Raw genomic sequence first — 21,148 nt, 5'->3', positions numbered from 1 at the left:
TTGAAAAGCTTCTGAAATTTTCCTTGCATAAATTATCTATTTTGTGGCTATGAATTTTCGCTTATTTTTCAGTTTTGTCTTGTTTCTTGTGGTCGGGGTTCTCGCCGCTTCGCCAACTATGGTTATTGGTGTCGTTCTTGAAGCACAGTCGGATTTGCCCGTCAAGGATGTTGTCGTCTCTTATAAGTCCGGCAAAAAGATTGGAGAGACGGATTCACGCGGTCGCTTTGAACTTTCGGTCGAGTCGAATAGTGCTTCGCTTGTTTTCAAGAAAGAGGGGTTCGATAGCGTCTTTGTGGATTTGCAGGATTATCCCGACTTGATGGACATGGTGATCACGCTCAGCACAAATGTTACGGATTTGGGTGCGAGCACGATTATCGGCGATGGCGAACCTGTGAAGTGGGTTGTCGATCGTGCGGTCCAGCTCGACAAACTTGAAGATGCGGCTGGCATGCGTTTCGATTTGACGGAGCACTTGAGCCAGATGCCGGGCATCTCGGGCCAGAAGGACTTTAGCAGCGCTTTGTACTACGATGGTTCGCGTGCTGGTGACGTGGCGTATCATTTGGGCCGTCTCCGCATTCCGAACATGCGTCATTTGGATGTCGGTTTCCCCGGAAACCTTTCTGTTGTGAACCCGCACACGTTGAGCGGAATCGAAGTTCACGACCATTACGGACAAGGGCCTCTGGGGCAGGGGCTTGCGACTTCTATCCAGTACATTCCCGAACAGACGAGCGGCGAATGGGGCTTGAAAGGTTCTGCAGGGCTTACGCTTCAAGAAGTGGTGCTTGACGCTCCGTTCTTTATCTGGGACAGTTTCCGTTTTGCGTTCCGCCGTCTCGATGGCGAAATGCTTAAGAATTTGGGTGAAAAGTTTTATACAGAATTTCGCAAGCGTGATGACGACTGCTCTGACGACTGCAAGGTGAAGTCTTCGGATCCGTTTGATCTCACGGCGTTTGACATCTATGCCCAGTTGAACGGTTCTGATTCTCTGGGTAATACGACGTGGGCTTTGCGTACGTTGTACAGCTCCGATGAATACAAGATAAGTCAGGATACTTCGACGACATACGGCAGTATCAATTCCATTGATATTATCGAAGGAAGCCAAAGTTATTTGGTGATTGGCGGCGAATATGCATCCAAGTTCGGGGCGAGTTTCCATGCAGGTCTTGTCCGCGAGAGTTTGAGCGATACAATTCGCGATACGACAGGATTCCGCACGGGCAAGTTTTCTGATGAAACTGCAAGGACGTTCATTGACGGTTACAAGCAGACGCACACGACATTGAGTGCTGGTGCCGACAAGAACTTTAATGCGGATATTTTTGGAGCGGACTTGCGTGGCGCGATTCTTTATGAACACCACTTTGTTGAACGCAGTTATCCGATTCCTGGCGGTAAAGAAAGCAGTGATTACCAGACGGGAATTTTGTCGGGTGCTGCAACGCTCGATTGGAAAAACGAATTCTCGGAGCACATGCTTTCTGTGGGGGCTGTTGCCGACGGTGCAGACCACAATGCTCGCCCGACGGTTTCGTTCGACATGGAACGCAATTTGTCCAAGACGGATACGGCGTACTGGAGACTCTTTACGAATGCCGCTTACCGTGCGGACTGGAAACATTTCTTTGATGATGGCGACTTGACAGGCCGCTTGGAAACTGGAGCTTCGCTCAAGGTGGGCGTGGGTTATCGCTCCAAGTACCTCGCTGCACAAGTGGCTGGCTTTGGGCGTTACTACTTTGATCCGCTCCTGCCGTTACCGAAAGCGTTTGCCCATTACAACGACGTGACTCCGGTGGATTACGCTTGGGTGACCGGTGCGACAGGCTCGCTGGAATGGAAAACTTCGCATCATTTCTCTTTGGCGATGAATGCAAGTTCTGTTTATGGTGAATACGAACTGGAGGGCGGAAAGTCCTTGCCGTGGGAAGCGAACTCCCGCTTGGATATCGTGACGCACCTCCGTTATTATCCGCGAAAGGATTCGATTGTGTCGGTCATCTTGACGCACCATGCCGCATGGCACAGACCGCTGTACTACTATGCGATTAAGCCTGCGTCGGATGGCAAGAGCGGAACCCGCCGCCTCAGGGATTACAATGAATTTACGGATTTGTACAGAACGGACTTGCGTGTGAATTTGGATTTGACGAAGTCGAAGTTCTTCTTTAGGCACGCTAGATTCTATCTGGAACTCGACAACATCTTCTCGAAACTCGATGTGGGCGCTCTCAAGTTCCTCGGCTCTGAAAATGGACGCGAACGCTCTTGGGTCGCACGTGATAAAGACAAGAATACGAATAACGGATATGACCTGGTGCCGTTTATCGCGAAGGGCATGGGACTCTACTTCCAGTTCGGCGTCGAAGTGCAGTTGGGAATTTGATTAGTAGGCGGTAGGAAGTAGACAGTAGGAAGTGGTGCGAATTGTCATTGCGAGGAACGAAGTGACAAAGCAATCTATTCTTTTAGCAGTTGCGTTTTTCGCGGTTTTCTCGTTTGCCCATAAGACGGACTCTCTTTTTGTGCCGCCGAGGCCCGAGAAGCCGTTGCGATATTGCGAAGCGGCTGAAAAGTGGATTGAATACGCCACGCACAATCCAAAGCTCGTTGAAATAACGGATATGGAAGGCATCCGCATGGATTTGCGTTATGCAACGTTTAACAACGTAACGGGCCATGATATGTACTGCGGCATCCAGCGTGCGTTTATCCATAAAGACGGCTTGCCCAAGCTGAAACGGGTGCTTTCGATAATTGCGAAAGAGCTGCCTGGTTATTCGCTTGTGATTTTTGATGCTGCACGCCCGATGTATGCTCAGGCGGTTCTCAAGCAATCTGTCGCTGGAACTCCTTATAGCCATTTTGTTTCGTCGGGGAAAACGGGCGGACTTCACAATTACGGCTTGGCTCTTGATTTAGGGCTTGCTGACAGCACGGGCAATTTGCTGGACATGGGTGCTGATTTTGATTCTTTTGAACGTTGTGCGGGAATCGTGGGTGAGGCGGATGCTTTAAAATCCGGTCGCCTCACGCAACAACAGATTGATAACCGCAACTTGCTCCGCAAAATCATGAAACGAGCCGGCTGGGTGATGCTCCCTAGCGAATGGTGGCATTTCAACGCTTTCACGCGTGCATACACTAAGGAACATTATCCGCTGTTTCCGATGTAAATTGAAAGGCTAGAGTTAAAGCGTTCGCTTTGGACTCTAGCCTTTTTAGTGTGGGGATTGATGATTATTAAAACTTTTGTTGTTGCCATGCCCGCCCGTCATCCTCGACCTTGTCATCCTCGGAGCGAAGCGTAGGGGAACAGAGGGGATCCATTATTTTTCATTTCTAATGTTTGGCGGGCATCTCCTTTAATGCGCTTTATTTAATGGCAATAGCTTTTCTCAAGAGCAATTTGCCGTTTGCGTCAACGATCTTTGCAATGTATTTGCCGTTCGGGACTTTTTTGAGGCTTATGCTTCTGTTGCCGTTCACGTCTGCGGTGAGGAACGTTTTGCCGTTCATCGCGATGAGGGCGAACTTGCCTTCACTCGGGACGTTCACTTGCAAAGTCTTGTTCTGCTGCGTGAGCGTTGCTTTGCCCGGACGCGTTGCGATCGTGTTGATTGTGGTGGTGGGATCGTTCGGGATGACGACATCGACGAATTTGGTGCCTTCCGGTGCGCCTACGACGAGACCGCGGCCTACCGTACTCATATAGACAACGCCGAAGTTGTTCATGTCGCCTTGCACGAAGTTGCCGTTACCCGGACCGCCGTACTGGTGAGCGTCGTCGTTCACGCGTTCAAACGTCTTGCACTTGTCTGTACTGCGGTAGATGCCGATCGGGTCGCCAGATTTTGCTGCACCCCAGATGAAAATCGTTTCGTAATCAGAGCCTTCTTTGGCTTTGCCGATACCGACGGAAATTGCAGTGCTTGCGCCTTCGCAACGGTTCCAGGACTTGCCGCCGTCTTCCGTGTAGGCAAGACCGTATTCGGTAAATCCCTTCGGTTGCCAGACTTGGGCTTGGTCCATCGGAACCCAGAGGTGGCCTTCCTTCTTCGGAACGGTGCGGATGAGGCCTGCACCGTTGTAGTATTCGCCGGCCTGTTCGTTCTGCAAACGGGCGTCTTGCGCGGTAAATGTTTTTGCTGCATCGCTGGATTTGTAGAGCGTGCCCATGGCGTTCATCACGTAGAACGTTTTCGGGTCAACGGGGTCTGCGACGATGCGGGCGTATTGCGTCTGCGTGCCGGTTTCGACTGCGGTCCAGGTGGCACCGTTATCATCGGAACGGTAAGCAGTTGCGCTTTGGTCGGGGCGATGGAGGATCACCTTGCCGTCTGCGGAGAGCACGACGAGTCCCTTGCCGCCCTTGAGTTCCGTCTTTACGCTGTCCCAAGTTTGTCCCAAATCGTCAGAGCGGTACATGACGTTGAAGTTCTTGGATTCGTAAGTGTAGTACTTGGTGATAACGCCGGTGCGCAGGAGCGAACCCGAAAGCGGTGCGTATGCCATACTTTCTGTGGTACCGATAATCGGCGTGTGACGCGGAGTGCTTTCCTTGATGTTCTTATAGACTGCACCGTCGTAGTCGCCAATGGCGGTGACAAGCGGACCGTCCGGAATGCTCACGATGTCGAGCGGAACTGTTTCTTCGATGCCTACGGATTGGAATTTCCAAACGGGAACTTTTGCTGTGATGTCGTCGGTCTGGAAAATGCCGTTACCGCTAGTGACCCAAACTTTCTTGCTGTTGAACGGGTCGAATTCGATGGATCCGGCCCAGTGAATTGCGTTACCGTGAATCCACTTGTTGCCGTTTTCGTCCATGTTCACGCCGTCGCCGTAATGCTGGCCGTGAGTCCAGTTTTCGCCGCCGTCGGTCGAGACATAAATGCGGTCGCCGTAGTTTTCGGTGCTGTCCTTGAAGAAATGGCGGCCAGTATATTGGCCAAGCGTCGAAACAACGATGTGCTTGGAATCCTTCGGGTCAATCGCGATGCCGCCGTAAGAACACTCGTTCTTTTCGTGGGCGATTGTGCCATCTTCTTTTTCGTTGTCGTCAAACGGGGTGATGTCCGTCCAAGTGCCTGCAGCAATGTTGTACTTGAAAACGCCGCCGCGAGAAATGTTGTACGGACCCGGACCGTCAGCGAACGTGACGTACATATTGCCATCGACAATCTTTGCGCGATGCGGCATGAGACCGCTTGGAGCACCCTTGATGACTTCCCAGGTTGCGCCGCCGTCGTGGCTGACCTGCAAGTTGTTCGTGGTTTCGGACGTGCCGATGTAAATTGTGGCGGTGCTGCCGTCGGCGAGTTTGCCTTGTGCCGGGTCGAACATCACGAAACTTACGCCGTTCACGCCGTTGAGGCTGCTTTCGGTAGCAGTGGAAAGAGCGACTTTGTAGAGGCTTGTCCAGGTTTTGCCGGAATCGGTACTCTTATAGACACCTTTTGTGCGGCTTCCGCAGAGGACTATGTTCGATTTGTTCGGATCGACGGCGAGCTTTTCGCCCGTCTGGCGGCCCATGCCGTTGCCGTGAGCTAGCATTTCCACGTAGCTCGTGTCCCAAGTGGCACCCATGTCGGAGGATCGCAAAACAGCGGTGCGGCCCTTGCTGAAATAGCCGGTGCCACCGAGCACGTAAATCTTTTTAGGGTCTTGCGGGTCAAGTGCAAAAGCTTCGGTGCCGTAAAGGCCCACATCGTTTTGGCTGATCCAGTCCATCAACGGAATCCAGCGGCTGTTGGTGGCGTCCCAGCGGTAAATACCGCCCACGTCGGTGCGTGCGTAAATCAGCCCTTCGACGGTCGGACTCGGCATAATAGCGCTCACGAATCCGCCTCCGTCAAAGCGGACGTTGCCCCATTCGTATTTTTCGGCGTTAGCGATCGAAGCGAGTGCGGTCAAGGCTGCAACGCAGATTATTGGCGTTTTGAACGAATTTTTACCAAACATGTCGTCTCCGTTGAAATTTTGAGAACATTTAACCCGTACAACTATAAGTAATATACATTAAAATATACAAAAACGGTTCTTATATAAATGTTAAATTAAGAAAATTTTTGAGAACATTTGGAAATGCCAAAAAGCGGGCGTAAAAAAGGCCCGTGGCCATAAAACATAAAACTTTTGGGGATTTATGGTTTAATTTTGTTTCTGTACCTATAAAAGTTGATAAAACTGAATTTTATAGGTACGAACTTCAGAATTGCTTTGAATTTTGAATAATTCTAAAAAAAATAAAACCCCGGAACTCTTTGGCGAGGTTCAGTGCATCGCAAGTCCGGGGTGATTTCTCAAAAAAAACTAATAACTAATGACCAATGACTATTGACCAATAACCAATGACCAGTAACTAATCTATTCTGCTCCGATGCCAAGTCCTTTGAACGGCACATATCGAATCTGATTCTTATGGTCTATGATGACGGCGACGCCGGTCAAGAAGTATGGCCAATGTCTCGAAGCCGGATCGTGGAATCTGTAATTGACTTTTCCGTTCGAGGCAAAAACGGATAGCGGGAGGATGAAATCGTCGTGGGAGCAAATGACGCGGAACTTGTTCATGGATGCGTAATCCGGTGCAATTTGCGTCTTGATTATTTCTTCGGATCTTTCCTTGAGGTCATAGAATGCGTCTGCATAAAGGTTGTCGTAGGCCCAGCCAGCAATGACGAGACGGACGTTGGTTGTAGAATCTTCGTAGAAGCTGTAACGCTCTTTGTCCTTCTTGTACCAACTGATGGAATAAAGATCCGTGGAATCGTGCGTGAATGTGGTTTCTCCACGGCCTTGTGCGATGTAGAAGCAAGTCTGTTCCGTGCGAAGGAACTTGGTGTGCGTATATGTGAATTCATCGGCGCTAATTAGTTTTTTGCCGACGGCGATGGCCTGACGGACGCCGTCTGTCGGTTTTCCCTTGATGGAATCCGGTTCGCCTTCCCAGTAGGTCAGCGGTGAATACTTGGTATGGTCTCCGTCATCGCGTTCGCCGTGGCGGATGACGAATACGGCCTTTTCGTTGCAGCGGACGCTCTTGAATACGTCGGCGATGTCGGCAAGCCCAATGGAGTCGGTCGAGATTGCTGCAACCGGGGTTTCGGTGCAGTTCGGGTCGAGCGGGGCGGCGTTGGCGCTAGAAGCCGGAGGTTCAGCCGTTGCTGAACTTGACACTTCGACTGGACCTGTGGCTTCGGAACTGGAAGAAGTTTCGTTCGGTGTGGTAGCGGAACTTTCCGGCTGCTGAGTGGCTGAAGATGCTGGTTCAGTTGCGTTGGATGTTGGGGGGGCTTGCACGCTGGAGGAGCTTGCGGTAATCCCGCCTTGGTAGGGAAGGGGGGCTGCCGAGTTGTCGTCGCCGCATGCGGTCAAAAGAGCTGCTGATAGAAACGCTCCGGTTAAAGCCTGTGAAATACTTGAAATTTTATGCATTACTTGAAATTCCTTGTTTAATCTCTTTAAATTTATTCTTTTTAAAGATAACATCAAGTAAATTTTTTCAAAAAGCCTTGAGAAAAGCGTATTTCGCCGTTCATGATGCAAAAAGTCCGTTGTCATTCCGAACGCACCGCATTCATCTCGCAGAACACTTCACACTCGTCATTCTGACCCTGTAAGGGATATAAAACTTGGCACTTTGACGTTTTGCGTTCGCAACATCAGATCGACCATAAAGAATGCAAGCATTTTTGCGGCACTCGCTTCGCATGCTATTAGTGCCCTAGTTGAATTAGGTTCGTAGGAGCAGAATCCTGTCTCGTTCAGCCTACGCATTACAAGACTTGACTGGATCCTTCCGCCTTCGGCGTCAGGATGACGCAAAAAATCCTTCGTCCCTACGGTCCTCGGGAAGACTCGTTAAGAATTATAGTTTACTTCATTCCGGCGCTTGAGTTCTTTGTTGAGCGGCCAGTAAATCAGTGCGAAAACGATGTAGCCGATGAGGAGCACTAGCCAGTGGTTGAGTCCGAACCCGATTTCGACGTATCGCATCGTGACGAACATGAACGGCCCGGCAATGAGGAATAGCGGAAGCTGCCTGCATTGGTCGCCAAGCGAAAAACGGCTCTCGTAGCTCACGATGGAGTTCATCATCGGGAAACTGGTGCAAAAACCGCCCATGAGCCGCTTGATGAGCATGAGCCCAGAGACAACGCCTGCGATGGCCGGTGCCTTTATATATACAGGGAGCGGGGTCTTGTAACGCACGCCGGACTTGTATTTCTGCTTTTGGAAAAAGATAATGCCGATGATAAGGTCGAAAAGGCATGCTCCGATAAAATACGCTTCGCCTTCGGGGATGCGCGAGTGCAAAAAAGTGCCGAGGCAGACGAAAAAGGCAAGCCCGGCAATGATGGCGGGCACTATGGGAACCTTGGCCTTGTAGTGGAGGATTCTCACGATATGCACGTACAGCATGCACATGAACCCGGAAACGGCGTTTTCTGTGTTCATGGGGAGACCGACTGCGATATAGGCGAACCCGCAGGGGATGGGGATGGTTGCCGTTACGGCCTTGAGCTGCGGATCTTTGAGGTAGGCGCTCAAAGTTCCGAGGGCGGTGACCATAAATACGAGCAGCCAGTCGTAAAATCCGAAATGAAAGTTCAATTCTTCCAACATTGAGTAAAAAAATAGAAAAGAAAGTGCCTTTTTCTCGATTTGCATTATAAATTTATTTTCGGAAATTTGACCATACCGATAGAAACCTGATAAACGAGGTATCCATGTACTCGATTCCATCTTATTGGTATTTCGTCCCGGTTGCAGCTTTGGTTGCTCTGGGAATGGCTCTGTTTTTCTATCGCTTTATGAAGCGGCAACCTGGGGGCTCTCGCCAAATGAAAGCGATTGCGCACTATGTGCGTGTGGGGGCGTTCGCTTACCTCAAGCGGCAGTACAAGACTGTTTCTATTGTCTTTGCCGTGCTTTTCGTGGTATTCCTCGTGTTAGCGCTACTTGGCATCCAGAATCCGTTTGTGCCGGTGGCGTTCTTGACGGGCGGCTTCTTTAGCGGCCTGTGTGGGTTTTTGGGCATGAAAACGGCGACCCATGCGAGTTCGAGGACGGCGAACGGGGCGATTTCGAGCTTGAATCGCGGGCTTGTCATTGCGTTCCGCAGCGGGGCTGTGATGGGGCTTATTGTTGTGGGCTTTGGCTTGCTCGATATTTCGGCGTGGTTCTTCTTGCTCAATTACATTTACGACCACAACGTTTGGCAGTTCGGGGCGGATATCGCATCGAAACTTTCGCTGGGGGCGTGGAATGCGGATTTCGTGAATAATGCGGAATGGTCGCATGCGAAAATGGTGGAAATCACGACGACGATGCTTACGTTCGGCATGGGGGCGTCGTTGCAGGCTTTGTTTGCTCGCGTGGGAGGCGGCATTTACACCAAAGCGGCTGATGTCGGGGCGGACCTCGTGGGTAAAGTCGAGGCGGGAATCCCCGAAGACGATCCGCGTAACCCGGCGACGATTGCGGATAACGTGGGCGACAATGTGGGCGACGTGGCAGGCATGGGTGCAGACCTTTACGAATCTTATTGCGGTTCTATCCTTTCGACGGCGGCTCTTGGCGCAGCGCTCCCGATGGGCGGCATCAAGATGGTCATTGCTCCAATGGTGGTTGCGGCGATTGGAATTTTGCTTTCGCTGGCGGGCATTTTTGCAGTCCGCACGCGTGAAGATGCCGATACGAAGTCGCTTTTGCGTTCGCTTTTGACGGGGACGTTGGGGTCGTCGGTGCTGATTCTTGTAGCGCTTTGGGTGCTTGTGAAGTTTGATTTTATTTCGATGGGAATATTCGGTTCCGTGCTTTCGGGCCTTGCGGCGGGCATCCTCATCGGGCAATTTACGGAATATTATACGTCCGATGCTTACAAGCCGACGCGCGGAATTGCGGGGCAGGCGAAGCTTGGAGCCGCGACGACGATTATTGACGGTATTTCGGTCGGCATGTTTTCCACGGGACTCCCTGTGGTGACGATCGTGATGGGTATTGTCTGCGCGTTCGGTTGTGCTGGCGGATTTAGCGACATGGCGATGGGGCTTTATGGCGTGGGCTTTGCTGCGGTCGGCATGCTGAGTACGCTTGGCATTACGCTTGCGACGGATGCGTTCGGCCCGATTGCTGATAACGCTGGCGGTAACGCCGAAATGGCGGGCCTCGACCCCGAAGTACGTGCCCGAACGGATGAACTCGATATGCTGGGGAATACGACCGCGGCGACGGGCAAGGGTTTTGCGATTGGTTCTGCGGCTCTCACTGCGATGGCGCTCCTTGCGTCTTATGTCGAGGAAGTGAAAATTTGGCTGGGGCACTTGGCTGCATCGGCTGAGGGCGTGTGGCGAGTCGGTTCTGTTGCTTTTGCGAACGGCGCAAATGATTTGATGAAGGCTTTTTCGGGTGTTACTGGCGTGAAATTCCTTGATGGTGGGACGCGTGCCATTACCGAGAATGGCGACCTTATCGGAATGGTGGCGAATAAGGTAAATTATGTTGACTTTATGCACATTTACAATCTCAATTTGATGAACCCCATGCTTTTGGGTGGGCTGTTTATCGGTGCGATGATGACGTTTGTGTTCTGTGCCTTGACCATCAAGGCGGTGGGCCGTGCGGCAAGTGCGATGGTTGAAGAAGTGCGTCGCCAGTTCCGCGAAATTCCGGGAATCATGGAAGGTACGGGCGAGCCGGATTATGCTCGTTGCGTGGAAATTTCGACAACGGGTGCTCAGCACGAGATGATTATCCCTTCGGTGCTTGCTGTTGTTGTTCCTGTGCTGGTCGGGCTTACGATGGGCGTTGCTGGCGTGTTCGGACTTTTGGCGGGTGGACTTGCGTGCGGCTTTGCGTTAGCGACGATGCTCAACAATGCGGGCGGCGCCTGGGATAATGCAAAGAAGTTTGTCGAAAAAGGCAATTACGGCGGCAAGGGTTCCGATACGCACAAGTCCGCTGTCGTTGGCGATACCGTTGGCGATCCGTTTAAAGATACCGCAGGGCCTTCGCTCAACATTCTCATCAAGCTCATGACCATGGTGAGTGTCGTATTCGCCGGAGTCATCGTGAGATTCGGGAATATGTTCTAGAGCGGAATGCTTGTGGGTGGCGAAATTCAAGTGTCAAAGGCTGCCGTGAAATGCTGAAAAGAGGGTAAAATGCGAAAATGGCGGTGAAATCGGCTGAAAATTCGTTAATTTCACCGCCAAAAATTACCTTGTTTGTACTGAATACGGCTAAAATCTGCTGATAGGGGATTCCGCTGGCGGTGAAATGGACCAAAAATAAGTGAATATCACCGCTAATAGTTGCTTGGTACCGTGTTTTGATCCCAAAAAAGAACGAATAAACTAAAAAATGGCGGTGAAAACGACGTGAAATATTCCAATTTCACCGCCAAATGCTTGCATTCGATGATTGATATACCGCAAAAAATTATATTTAAACTATGATTAAACGCTTATTTTACATTTTGGTTGCTTTCTTGGCTGTAGCTTCTATGGCTGCGAAACATGTTGCTGTATTGGAAACGATTTCTGAAAAAGACATCATCGGACGTTCCGAAAAAATTTTCTTGACGGACAAGTTGCGTGAACGAGCAAAAGCTGTGTTACCTGCTTATATGGGTTATGTCGTCATGACGCGCGAGAACATCAATGTAATGCTTCCGCCAGGCAAATCGATTGAGGACTGCGAGGGGTCGTGTCTTGTAGAAACCGGTAAGAATATTGCCGCTGATTATGTTGCTCAAGCACGTGTGGGTAAGTTTGGTAAACAGCTCACGCTCACAATGGAACTTTACGAAACGGCTGGGAACAACTTGGTAGGGAGCTTCACCACTCGAAAACCTGATGCCGAAGGTTTGCTTGAAGAAATCGAGCGAGAATCGGATGATTTTTTTAGGAAGATTCTAGGAGAAAACCCAGCTAATTTTAAGGGGGATGCCGTTAATAGAAATATGGAGGAATCTTCTCGGAGTAGTTCAAAAAATGTCAATGTGGAAAAATCGGTCCTAAAAGATTCTCGTGATGGGAAAGAGTACAGAACTGTAAAAATTGGAGAACAGGTTTGGATGGCGGAAAACCTGAAATACAAAATTAATGACAGTTATTGCTATGAAGACAAGGAGTCTAATTGTAATAAGTATGGACGTCATTACGAGTGGAATGCCGCATATAAAGCTTGCCCATCGGGATGGAAACTTCCGAGCAAAGCTGATTTTGAAACGTTGTTGGAAACCATAGGTGGCGTTGCGACTGCAGGGAAAAAACTCAAAGCAAAAAATGGATGGCAAAAAAAGAATGGTACGGATGAGTATGCCTTTTCTGTTTTGCCGGCCGGCATGAGATTTATTGGTGATTATCCTATTGCGTATGATGGTAATGAAGCTTACTTTTGGACGACTACGTCTCATAAATACAATAATGCCTTTATGGTGGGTCTTAAATTGAATTCCGAAGGTGATGAAGCTGTTCTAAATAAATTCGACAGATTTTATGGTTTTTCTGTCCGTTGCATTAAGGAATAGACTTGAGCGATGAGTCGTGACTTTGTGCTTTAATTTATTTAATCTCTGAAACAATAGGATGACGTCTTTTCTTACTGACCTCTAGCCACTATTTACTATATTCTCGCTAGAGGTTTTTTCTATAAAAGTTTTAGTGACTGGTGTAGGTGGTCAGCTTGGCCACGATGTAATGAATGAACTTGCAAAGCGCGGCTATGAGGGGGTCGGTAGCGATATCGCTCCTGCGTATTCGGGTGTTGCCGACGGTAGCGCTGTGACGACGCATTGAATGCTTGCCCGACAGGTTATCATTTGCCGGATAAAATAGAATGGGATAATTACATTGTTCGTACCGCAGAAATCCCGGATAGTAATTATTGGACATCTTCTTACACTGTTGGCTTTGCAAAGGAATATTCGGTGGCGTATGTGCAAAACAGAAAGATTTATCACGTCTTTGCGTATGATAGAAAGTATTCCGTGGCTTGCAAAAAAGATGAAAAATTAGAAGCGAAATCATTTTCGGATAAAATGATTTTTACGGGAACCGCCTATGTTTCAAAGAAAAAAGCGGATTGTCTTGAGGGCCGCAGTTATATAGGTTTTGAAGACAACGCTCTCTATCGATGTGAAAATAGAACGTTAAAAAAGGTCGCGAATTCGCTTGAGCTTTTGCCCGATTCGCTAAATGTCACTCCCGATACCGTTGTGCTGAACATGAAACACATGATTCCATGCACATTTGGCTGGAACGGAAAAATCGTCATGACCGGGTATAACTTTTATATGTACCAATGCTACGATAATAATTGGCATGGATTAGGTTATGCAAAATTGAATCCAGTGCAATTGGGGTACTACAAGGATTCTCTTACCGGGGTGCATTTTAAAACGATAACGATAGATTCTATGGAATGGTCTGCTGAAAATATCTATAGGAGTATGCCGGGTGAGGAATGTTACGATAATAAAAAGATGCATTGCGAAAATCATGGGCGACTTTATGGAGTGAATGCCAAAGAGGCGTGCCCGGCAGACTGGCGGTTGCCGCGAAGGAGCGATTGGGTTAATTTGTTCGGCCGGTTCGGCTTAGATGGAGCTTACCTTCGCTCGAAGGATGATTGGTTCCTTGATTTTAAAGAGAACAAGGATGTCGGTTTTACGGTATATCCGGCGGGCTATGTGGATAATGGATATAAAGGATTCGGTATGGTGACGGGTTGGTGGAGCTACGATGACGAAAATCGTCTCTACGCTATCTTATTCGATGGCGAAAAATTTAGCCATGATTATGCGATCGAAAACAAGAAATTTTATATCCGCTGTGTGCGAAAACGGCGCGTTGAATGATGGGGAACGCGGTTGTTGGGTTATCCCAAATCGATATCGGGTGAAACCTGTATCTTGTAGTCGGGGTAGAGTTGGGCCGCTTCGCTCTTGATTGTATCGAGAGCTTCCTGGGCGTTCACGCCGAATTTGATGACCACGTCAAAGCGCATTTCCTTGGCTTTGATATCTACATAAAAGCCGTGCATTTGAAGAGCCCAATCGTGCGACTTGACTTTGTTTGAAATTGTGTCTCGAATTTTGGAGGCTTCGTCATCCTTGGTATTGTAAGAGTAAACGCCGATGGCGGTGAGGATAACGCCTGTTTCGCGATAGACCTTCTTTTCGAGCTTGCGCGTGAGGGAATCCAGGTCGGCGACGGTCATGATGTCGGGGAGTTCTACGTGCACGGAGGCGAGTTTTTTTTCGGGACCGTAGTCGTTGATGACGAGGTCGTATGCGCCGTGGACGCCTTCTTCGCTGCGGATGAGGCTCTTGATTTGCTTGGTGAGTTCGTTGTCGTTTTTCTTGCCGAGCAAGTCGCTCACGGTGTCTTTCAACATTTCAAAGCCGGCTTTGATAATGAAGATGGAAATCAGAACGCCAACGTAGGCTTCGAGCGAGAGGCCCGTGAAAATGAAGATGAGTGCCGAGGCGAGAACGGAAAGGGAGAGGATGGCGTCAAAGAGCGCATCGGAACCGGAGGCGATGAGCGAACCAGAATTCACGCGTTCGCCTTGCGATTTCACGTAACGACCGAGGACAACTTTCACGACCACGGCGATGGCGATGATAATCAGCGAAACGGTGGAGTAGTCGGCATCTTCGGGGTGGATGATTTTCTTGACCGATTCCACGCAAGAGGTGATGCCCGCGTAAATCACGATGGAAGCGATGACCATGGCGGTCAGGTATTCAATGCGTCCGTAACCGAGCGGGTGCTTTTCGTTGGGCAATTTTCGCGAGAGCTTGTTGCCGACAATTGTGATGATGGACGAGAGCGCGTCCGAGAGGTTGTTCACGGCATCGAGAACGACGGCAATGGAGTTTGCCATAAGACCGATAACCGCCTTGACGCTCGCGAGAATGACGTTCGTGACAATCCCGACAACGCTAGTCTTGATGATGACTTTGTTGCGGTTTTCTTCTTTGTCGATGTTCTCGTTAAGCGATTCCTTTTTGGACATATATATTCTCCCTTCTATATTTTTTATTTACTCGTCTAAATTCACTGGATCCTTCTCCCCGCAAGGGGGATCATGGATCACTAAGGGCAGAAGCCCAAGTGACCAAAGAGACTCCGTTTGCGCAGAGTTTATCCTGGACTCCGTTCCGGGACTCAGGATGACTCATCCTACAGTCTACTGTCAACTGTCTACTTCCAACTTCCAACTACCTACTTTCTACTTCCTACTTCCTACTTCTAACTTCCTACTCTATTTAATGCTCCAGTCGATGGGTTCGAGTCCTTTGCTGACAAGGTAAGCGTTTGCTTTGCTGAAGTGCTTGCAACCGAAGAATCCGCGGTATGCCGAAAGCGGGCTCGGGTGCGGTGCAGTGAGAATCAGGTGCCCGCGATTGGGTGCGATGAGCACTTGCTTTTTGATGGCGAAACTGCCCCAAAGCAAAAAGACGAGGTTTTCGCGGACCTGCGAAAGACGCTGGATAATCGTGTCCGTGAATTGCTGCCAGCCAATGCCTGCGTGGCTTGCCGCCATGTGGGCGCGCACCGTGAGTGATGCGTTTAAAAGCAAAATTCCCTGGTGTGCCCAGCCTTCCAAGTTGCCGTGTGGCGGCGGTGTGATTCCGAGATCGTCGTGGAGTTCTTGGAAAATGTTGATGAGAGACGGCGGCGGTTCAATGCCGAACGGCACCGAGAAGCAAAGGCCGTGAGCTTGTCCTGGATTGTGGTACGGGTCTTGCCCGATGATGACGGCCTTGACTTTATCGACGGGGCAATAGTCGAGTGCTGCAAAAATCTGCGGTCCGGGAGGATACACCACGTGATGTTCCGCGTGTTCCTGCAAAAGTTTTGCTTTAATTTGCTTAAAATACGGTTGCTCGAATTGGTCTGCGAGCAGGTTCAGCCAAGATTGTTCAAGTTTGACGGACATAATATAGTAGACAGTAGGAAGTAGACGGTTAGAAGTTGTTTTGTTTCTTGTCATCCTGAGCGATTTGATTAGTTTAGGATGAATTCTGTGCTATGTCATCCCGGACTCCGTTCCGGGATCGCCTCTTTTGAGTCATAGCTCACTCCTCTTTGCGAGTATCGCGATTTTTTCGCCGTCGAGGCGTGTGTAGAATAGCGTTGCGGCGTTCTTGCCTTTGGGCTTGAGACGCTTGATTTCTTGATCGGGATCGACTTTGACGCCTCGCAGTTTTAACGTGAGTTTCCCGATGTCGTGCGATTTGAGCATGGCTCGGACGGCTCCGGTTGAAATCTCGGACGATTCTAGAATCTCGTAAGTGGCGAACGCTGGTGCTGGCAGAGGCTTTTCGCTGGTTACGTAAGCGATGCCCGGCGAAATCAAGTGCGTCGTTTCGTCATGGGCGAGGGCGACTGTGCCAAAGAGGTGACTGCGGAGCAGCACAGGGGCTGGTTCTGCGATGAACTTGGAAACTCCGCCAAGCGGCAAGTCGGATTCGCTGCTCGATGTGCGGTAAATGCGGTCGCGTCCTTCGAGTTCGTAATTGTGGTCATATTGCGATTGTTCGCTCTCGTTGCGGGCTTCGCGTTTCTCGTCGCGGATAAACGACCAATCTGCGATTGTTTCCCCTGTTTTGCCGACCATCACAGCGCGCACGTGGTCGGGGTTTGGGGCGAGTTCGCCAAATAGCACCAAGCATTCGCGGCAATCCGTGCGCGAACCGATGTAAATGATTTCTGTTCCGCGAGGAATTTCGCAAATGGGGTAGCCGGGCGGAATTTTTGCCATGCCGCCTTTGTAATGCTTCGAAATCTCAATGACTTCTTCGAATGTGGGCGTGAGATTACGCAAATCGCGCTGGTTCTCGCCTTCGATGGCACGGCGAGCTGGGTCAATTGTGAAGTAGTCGGCTTTGGGGCGGGCGGGTGTTGCGCTCTCAGAATCGTTTTCTTTGGCGACTTCGCGGACGTCGCCGAGGATTGCGTGTGCATCGTGGGATTCTTGTGGAATTCCTCGCATTACGCCACTGTTGTAGCGGTACATCGCAAGGCGGTTTTCGTCAAGATCTACACCAATTGCAGTGAGTTCTTGCGGCAAAAAGAATGAGTCTCCGCCCATGCCGCAGCAGAGGTCGTGAACGGTTTTGCCTATCGCGGTTTCTCCGCTTGGCCAAAGGCTTGCTTTCCAACGCCCGATATCTTGTGCGGTACTTTGTTCCAATGCTAATTTGTCGCAAAGGAGAAACGAAGCGCTTGCAGGAATCGCGCATTCTTGTACTGTTTTTTTTGCTGTCTCTCCAATACCGAATTTTTCGCGGAATTTTGGCACTAACGCCATGTAGTCCATGATGGAGGCGCGATCTTCGTTGCTGAACTCCTTGGCCAAATGTGTCGAAACTTGCAATGCATCCATTTTTCGTTTGAACGCATCTCGAATAAAATCTTGGACGGCTGTAGATGTCAAAAGTTGAGGGGCGAACATGGCTCAATCCTAGAAATCGTCCTTGATGCAGCGGATAGACAAGGCGAAATCCCGATTGGTCTCGTCAACTAGTGCTGAGTCTTTGTCATTATATAAAAAGAGAATATATACTCCAACGTGTTCAAATCCTTCTCTGCTGAGGGAGTCTTCTAGTTCTGTGGAAGACCAAATTCCCGTGGTGAGTCCCTTGCTGTAAAAGTGATCGGAGTACCACCGCAAATATCCGGTACCCATGGCGGAGAATTGGTAATCGTCGGTGCCTATACATTCATTCCAGGCTTGGGTCCACCCCTCTTTTGCCTTTAATCTTGCTCCGGCGATAGATGGCCCTCCAGCATTATCGACTAGGGTTTCTAATTCTTTTTTTTGGGGAATGTGCCAGCCTTCTGGGCAAATGCCCTGTACGGGGTAGGTGAGGGGGCATGCCTTTTGGTATCCGCATTCTTCTTCGGATTTACCGACGGCGGTCATCCATCTATAAAGTCGCCCGTACTTTTCGCAGTTGGAGTTGTCATTTTTATAGCACCAACTTTCGTCGGGTTCTTTTGGAATATATTTTAAGTTCTCTGCCATCCAGGTCTGGTTTCCGATTTTCACCATTTTGTATGTTCTGTCGTCTCGGGCGTCCTTGAATTCCCCAGTAACTATGGAATCGGGGTTCAGGCCTGAAAAAGAAGACGATGAAACGTCTTTGGAATTCGCAAGAGATTGTTTGTCGAAATAATCCTTCATGGGTTCTGCGGAGGATTCGCTTTCGGAACAGGCGAATATGAACATTGTAACAAGAATGATGCCGCAGTTTAGGAGAAATCTCGATTTCATGGTATAAATTTAATTTTTATGCAGGAATTTTACAATTTAAAATTTTGAGGAATGGCAATTAAGATGTATTTTTAGGGAAGAACAGGATTGGATTGGTATGAAGTTTTTGAAAAATCTGACAGCGTGTGTATCTTGCACTTTTTTAGTGCTGCTTGTGCAATCGTGCGGTGACGATACGGTTTCTCCGCCATCTTATGGATCAAATTTATCATCTGTTTCGGAATTTCCGGCTTCATCATCTGACATAGCTCCGCTGTCGTCGGACAATCCGCAATCTTCGAGCGAGGTTGTAGCAGGTTCCTCGTCATCACTGTTTGAAATAATGTCTTCGGATGGATTGTCATCTGCTGTTAGCTTGTCCTCATCTTCCGTGGCGGAATTGCTTTCGTCAATTACAGAAGTCTCGTCTTCGGCCGTTTCTTCGGCGACGGCAGTATTGTCTTCGACCGTACCTTCTTTATCTTCTGCGGTTCAATCTTCTTCGTCCGAACAACCGCGTTCTTCTTCGCAAACTCCGAGTTCTTCGTCTGCGAAACCGTTGCAATTAGATTTCTACAACGGCGCCGATATCTCCGAAGTCCAGGAATACGAACGAAGTAATTCAAAGTTTTACGATGTCGATGGCAAAGAAAGCGATATCTTTACCATCTTAAAAAATCACGGATTTAATTCCATTCGTTTGCGCACGTTCGTGTCGCCCAAGGCAAAGTACGGCTATGCGGCAAGCGGTTGCGGTCACGATGCCGAAGCGTATGGCGATAAGGATCACGTTGTCGCTTATGCCAAAAAAGTCAAGGCGGCTGGCATGGGCCTTCTCGTGGATATCCATTACAGCGATGTTTGGGCTGATCCTGGCAAACAAATTATTCCAGAACGCTGGCGTGGCGTGAATAATGCCGATGCAATGGCGGATTCCGTTTATGCTTATACGAAGGATTTGATGAATGCGCTCAAGGCTGCGGATGCGACACCCGACATGGTGCAAATCGGTAATGAAACGACTCCGGGCATTTTGATTCACAAGCCGAACAGCAAAACGGATTGCTGGGGTAACGGAGTCGATAAGGCGGCGACTTCTGTCAATGGCGATATGGGTACTGCTGCGGGCAAAGCGAATGCCGCCAAGTACTTCAACGCCGGAATCAAGGCCGTCAAAGAAGTCTCGCCGACAACGAAAACGGTGCTGCACATCGAACGCATCCGTCAAGCGAATACGGTTACTTGGTGGATGGGCGTTATCTTTGACGATTATAAAATTCCGGCAGACGTGATGGGATTTTCCGCTTACACAGCATACGGTGACGGTGCTCCCGACAGCTGGATGAATTTGTTCAATACGGTGACGACAAAGTATTCAATGCTTGAATTTATCGTTGCGGAATACAATGGCGGTGATTCAGATAATCATTATAAATTTGATAATTCCCGTCAAAAAACTCGCGAAAAAGTTCAAACGCTCAATCGCTGGATTGGAACGTTCTTCTGGGAACCGACCATCGGCGGCGCGTGGGGTCCAGCGCTGTTCGACAAGCGCGGCAAAGATTACTACGCCAATAAGGATGCGTTTAAGGAATTCTTTTAGATAAATTCCTGCTGATGGTTATCGTTCCACCCTAAATTCAAACCGATTCTTCCAGCGTTGTTCGCTGCCAACGCTTTGTACGCTTTTTCCGAGTGCATCAACGCGCTTGATTTGAGTATTCTGCAATTGCGATGCGTCTAGCCGAGTGCCGACTGCTCGTTTCTTGTGAAAATCGCCAATGCTTGTCGTTCCTTCGTGCAATACAACTGCGATGCTGTCGAGAATCGGATTTCCGACGCCTTCGATGTAGTCGTGCGACACTTCCCAGACCATGATGCCGGCGTAACCGTTGTCTTTGACCCAACGTGATTTGATAGCGGCAGAATGCGGATCTTCGAAGGTGACGTAACTGTTTTCTGTTACGCCGTAGGGTTCGGCGGAAACGCTATCGAAATGAAAGACCCAATCGGTGTTCTTGGCAATTTGTGCGTAACTTATTGTGTTTGTTTTTCCCTTGGTGAAGTTTTTGCCCGGACCGTTTGCACCTTCAAATTGAAAACCGAAGGAGGGAATCCCGAAGACCATTTTTTCGGCGGGGACGCCGCGCTTGCTCCAGTAATCGAATGTTTCTTTCCATGACCATGTGGTGTAACCTTCGTGTGGGTAGAGTGGCGAATCGAACATCGCTTTTTCGTCCCAGTCGCCGGTCATGTCGTAGGTCATGAATCCGAGCCAATCCAAATTTTTGACGAGGACTTCGGCAGTGAACCATTTCCCGTAATAGGGCGAGCAGGGGAGTGCTGCTGAGAGGCTTTTGTCTTTGGGGAGCGCTTCGCGGAGTTCCGTGAGCAATTTGCTGTAAGCTGTGGTGTCTTGTTCTGGGACGGGAACTTTATCGAATTCCCAGTCCATGTCGAGTCCGTCGAGATTGTGGTCGGCGACGTATTGTACAAGGTTTGCGACGAATTTTTGACGAAGTGTGTTGTCGCGTGCTACGGGGACAAATGTTTCGCTTTGTCCGCCACCGCCAAGCGAGACAATGACTTTTGTACCGGCTGCGTGGGCGAGCGTTACCATGGAATCGAGTGCACTGGGGTCGTCTGCGGCATCGCCTTTGAGCGTTCCGTCGGTATTCGGCGTGATGAAACTCCACAGGACGTGCGTTAATTTATTGTATGGAACTTTATCTACAGTGTAGGCGGGCTTGTGCCATTTGCCCCAATCAGGGTAGTAGCCGATAAACAGCGGTGCTGCCCACGCGGTGCAGAATGCGGCGAAAACTAAAATCGAGAGTGCAAATTTTTTCATGTG

General features: G+C 49.5%; 14 protein-coding genes and 1 pseudogene. 7 read left to right on the top strand and 8 right to left on the bottom strand.

All coding sequences use genetic code 11. The annotated features are described in order from the left end of the window. The first annotated feature begins 49 nt into the window (after positions 1 to 49). Entirely contained in the window at positions 50 to 2,401 is a 2,352-nt protein-coding gene (locus tag IKG78_RS12865) for a hypothetical protein (protein ID WP_290944103.1), read from the top strand. 34 nt (positions 2,402 to 2,435) lie between these two features. Beyond that, complete coding sequence (locus IKG78_RS12860; RefSeq protein ID WP_290944101.1) at positions 2,436 to 3,191, top strand: M15 family metallopeptidase; 756 nt, start codon at positions 2,436 to 2,438, stop codon at positions 3,189 to 3,191. A 199-nt stretch (positions 3,192 to 3,390) separates the two neighbouring features. Here IKG78_RS12860 and IKG78_RS12855 read toward each other — a convergent pair whose 3' ends face one another. From IKG78_RS12855 to IKG78_RS12845, 3 genes are all read right to left on the bottom strand, one after another. Continuing rightward, the gene (locus IKG78_RS12855) at positions 3,391 to 5,979 is read right to left on the bottom strand and encodes a 1,4-beta-glucanase (RefSeq protein ID WP_290944099.1); all 2,589 of its coding nucleotides are present in this window, start codon (positions 5,977 to 5,979) and stop codon (positions 3,391 to 3,393) included. A gap of 405 nt (positions 5,980 to 6,384) precedes the next feature. Further along, positions 6,385 to 7,455, bottom strand: a complete 1,071-nt coding sequence (locus IKG78_RS12850) for a histidine phosphatase family protein (protein WP_290944097.1) — start codon at positions 7,453 to 7,455, stop codon at positions 6,385 to 6,387. A 426-nt stretch (positions 7,456 to 7,881) separates the two neighbouring features. Next, a complete protein-coding gene (locus IKG78_RS12845; protein ID WP_290944095.1) occupies positions 7,882 to 8,634 on the bottom strand; it encodes a hypothetical protein in 753 nt (250 codons plus the stop codon). Between the two features lie 116 nt (positions 8,635 to 8,750). On the opposite strand from IKG78_RS12845, the gene IKG78_RS12840 reads away from it, so the two are divergent. The 4 genes and pseudogenes from IKG78_RS12840 to IKG78_RS12830 all read left to right on the top strand — a co-directional run bounded on the left by IKG78_RS12840 (position 8,751) and on the right by IKG78_RS12830 (position 13,885). Further along, positions 8,751 to 11,117 (top strand): sodium-translocating pyrophosphatase, encoded by a 2,367-nt coding sequence (locus IKG78_RS12840; protein WP_290944093.1) that lies wholly within the window; start codon positions 8,751 to 8,753, stop codon positions 11,115 to 11,117. A 410-nt stretch (positions 11,118 to 11,527) separates the two neighbouring features. Next, positions 11,528 to 12,556 carry a fibrobacter succinogenes major paralogous domain-containing protein gene (locus IKG78_RS12835; protein WP_290944091.1) on the top strand — a complete coding sequence of 343 codons (1,029 nt, stop codon included), beginning with the start codon at positions 11,528 to 11,530 and terminating at the stop codon, positions 12,554 to 12,556. Between the two features lie 121 nt (positions 12,557 to 12,677). Next, positions 12,678 to 12,818: pseudogene (locus IKG78_RS20410) on the top strand (dTDP-4-dehydrorhamnose reductase); the annotation flags it as partial. A gap of 29 nt (positions 12,819 to 12,847) precedes the next feature. Next, complete coding sequence (locus IKG78_RS12830) at positions 12,848 to 13,885, top strand: FISUMP domain-containing protein (protein WP_290944088.1); 1,038 nt, start codon at positions 12,848 to 12,850, stop codon at positions 13,883 to 13,885. 20 nt (positions 13,886 to 13,905) lie between these two features. Here the strand turns inward: IKG78_RS12830 and IKG78_RS12825 are convergent, their stop codons facing one another. The 4 genes from IKG78_RS12825 to IKG78_RS12810 form a co-directional block, all read right to left on the bottom strand. Further along, positions 13,906 to 15,048, bottom strand: coding sequence for a cation diffusion facilitator family transporter (locus IKG78_RS12825; RefSeq protein ID WP_290944086.1), 1,143 nt, complete (start codon positions 15,046 to 15,048; stop codon positions 13,906 to 13,908). 249 nt (positions 15,049 to 15,297) lie between these two features. Continuing rightward, positions 15,298 to 15,975 (bottom strand): uracil-DNA glycosylase, encoded by a 678-nt coding sequence (gene ung, locus IKG78_RS12820; RefSeq protein WP_072826979.1) that lies wholly within the window; start codon positions 15,973 to 15,975, stop codon positions 15,298 to 15,300. 132 nt (positions 15,976 to 16,107) lie between these two features. Then, positions 16,108 to 17,493, bottom strand: coding sequence for a hypothetical protein (locus IKG78_RS12815; protein WP_290944084.1), 1,386 nt, complete (start codon positions 17,491 to 17,493; stop codon positions 16,108 to 16,110). A gap of 9 nt (positions 17,494 to 17,502) precedes the next feature. After that, positions 17,503 to 18,315, bottom strand: coding sequence for a fibrobacter succinogenes major paralogous domain-containing protein (locus tag IKG78_RS12810; RefSeq protein ID WP_290944081.1), 813 nt, complete (start codon positions 18,313 to 18,315; stop codon positions 17,503 to 17,505). Between the two features lie 97 nt (positions 18,316 to 18,412). On the opposite strand from IKG78_RS12810, the gene IKG78_RS12805 reads away from it, so the two are divergent. Next, positions 18,413 to 19,897 carry a glycosyl hydrolase 53 family protein gene (locus IKG78_RS12805; RefSeq protein WP_290944079.1) on the top strand — a complete coding sequence of 495 codons (1,485 nt, stop codon included), beginning with the start codon at positions 18,413 to 18,415 and terminating at the stop codon, positions 19,895 to 19,897. 18 nt (positions 19,898 to 19,915) lie between these two features. Here IKG78_RS12805 and IKG78_RS12800 read toward each other — a convergent pair whose 3' ends face one another. Next, positions 19,916 to 21,145, bottom strand: coding sequence for a glycoside hydrolase family 18 protein (locus tag IKG78_RS12800; RefSeq protein ID WP_290944077.1), 1,230 nt, complete (start codon positions 21,143 to 21,145; stop codon positions 19,916 to 19,918). Positions 21,146 to 21,148 lie beyond the last annotated feature (3 nt).

The sequence above is a fragment of the Fibrobacter sp. genome (genome assembly GCF_017545445.1).
In the GTDB taxonomy this organism is placed as follows: Bacteria; Fibrobacterota; Fibrobacteria; order Fibrobacterales; family Fibrobacteraceae; genus Fibrobacter.
Note: the sequence above shows the minus strand (reverse complement) of the source record. Positions and strands in the feature narration are given on the sequence as shown.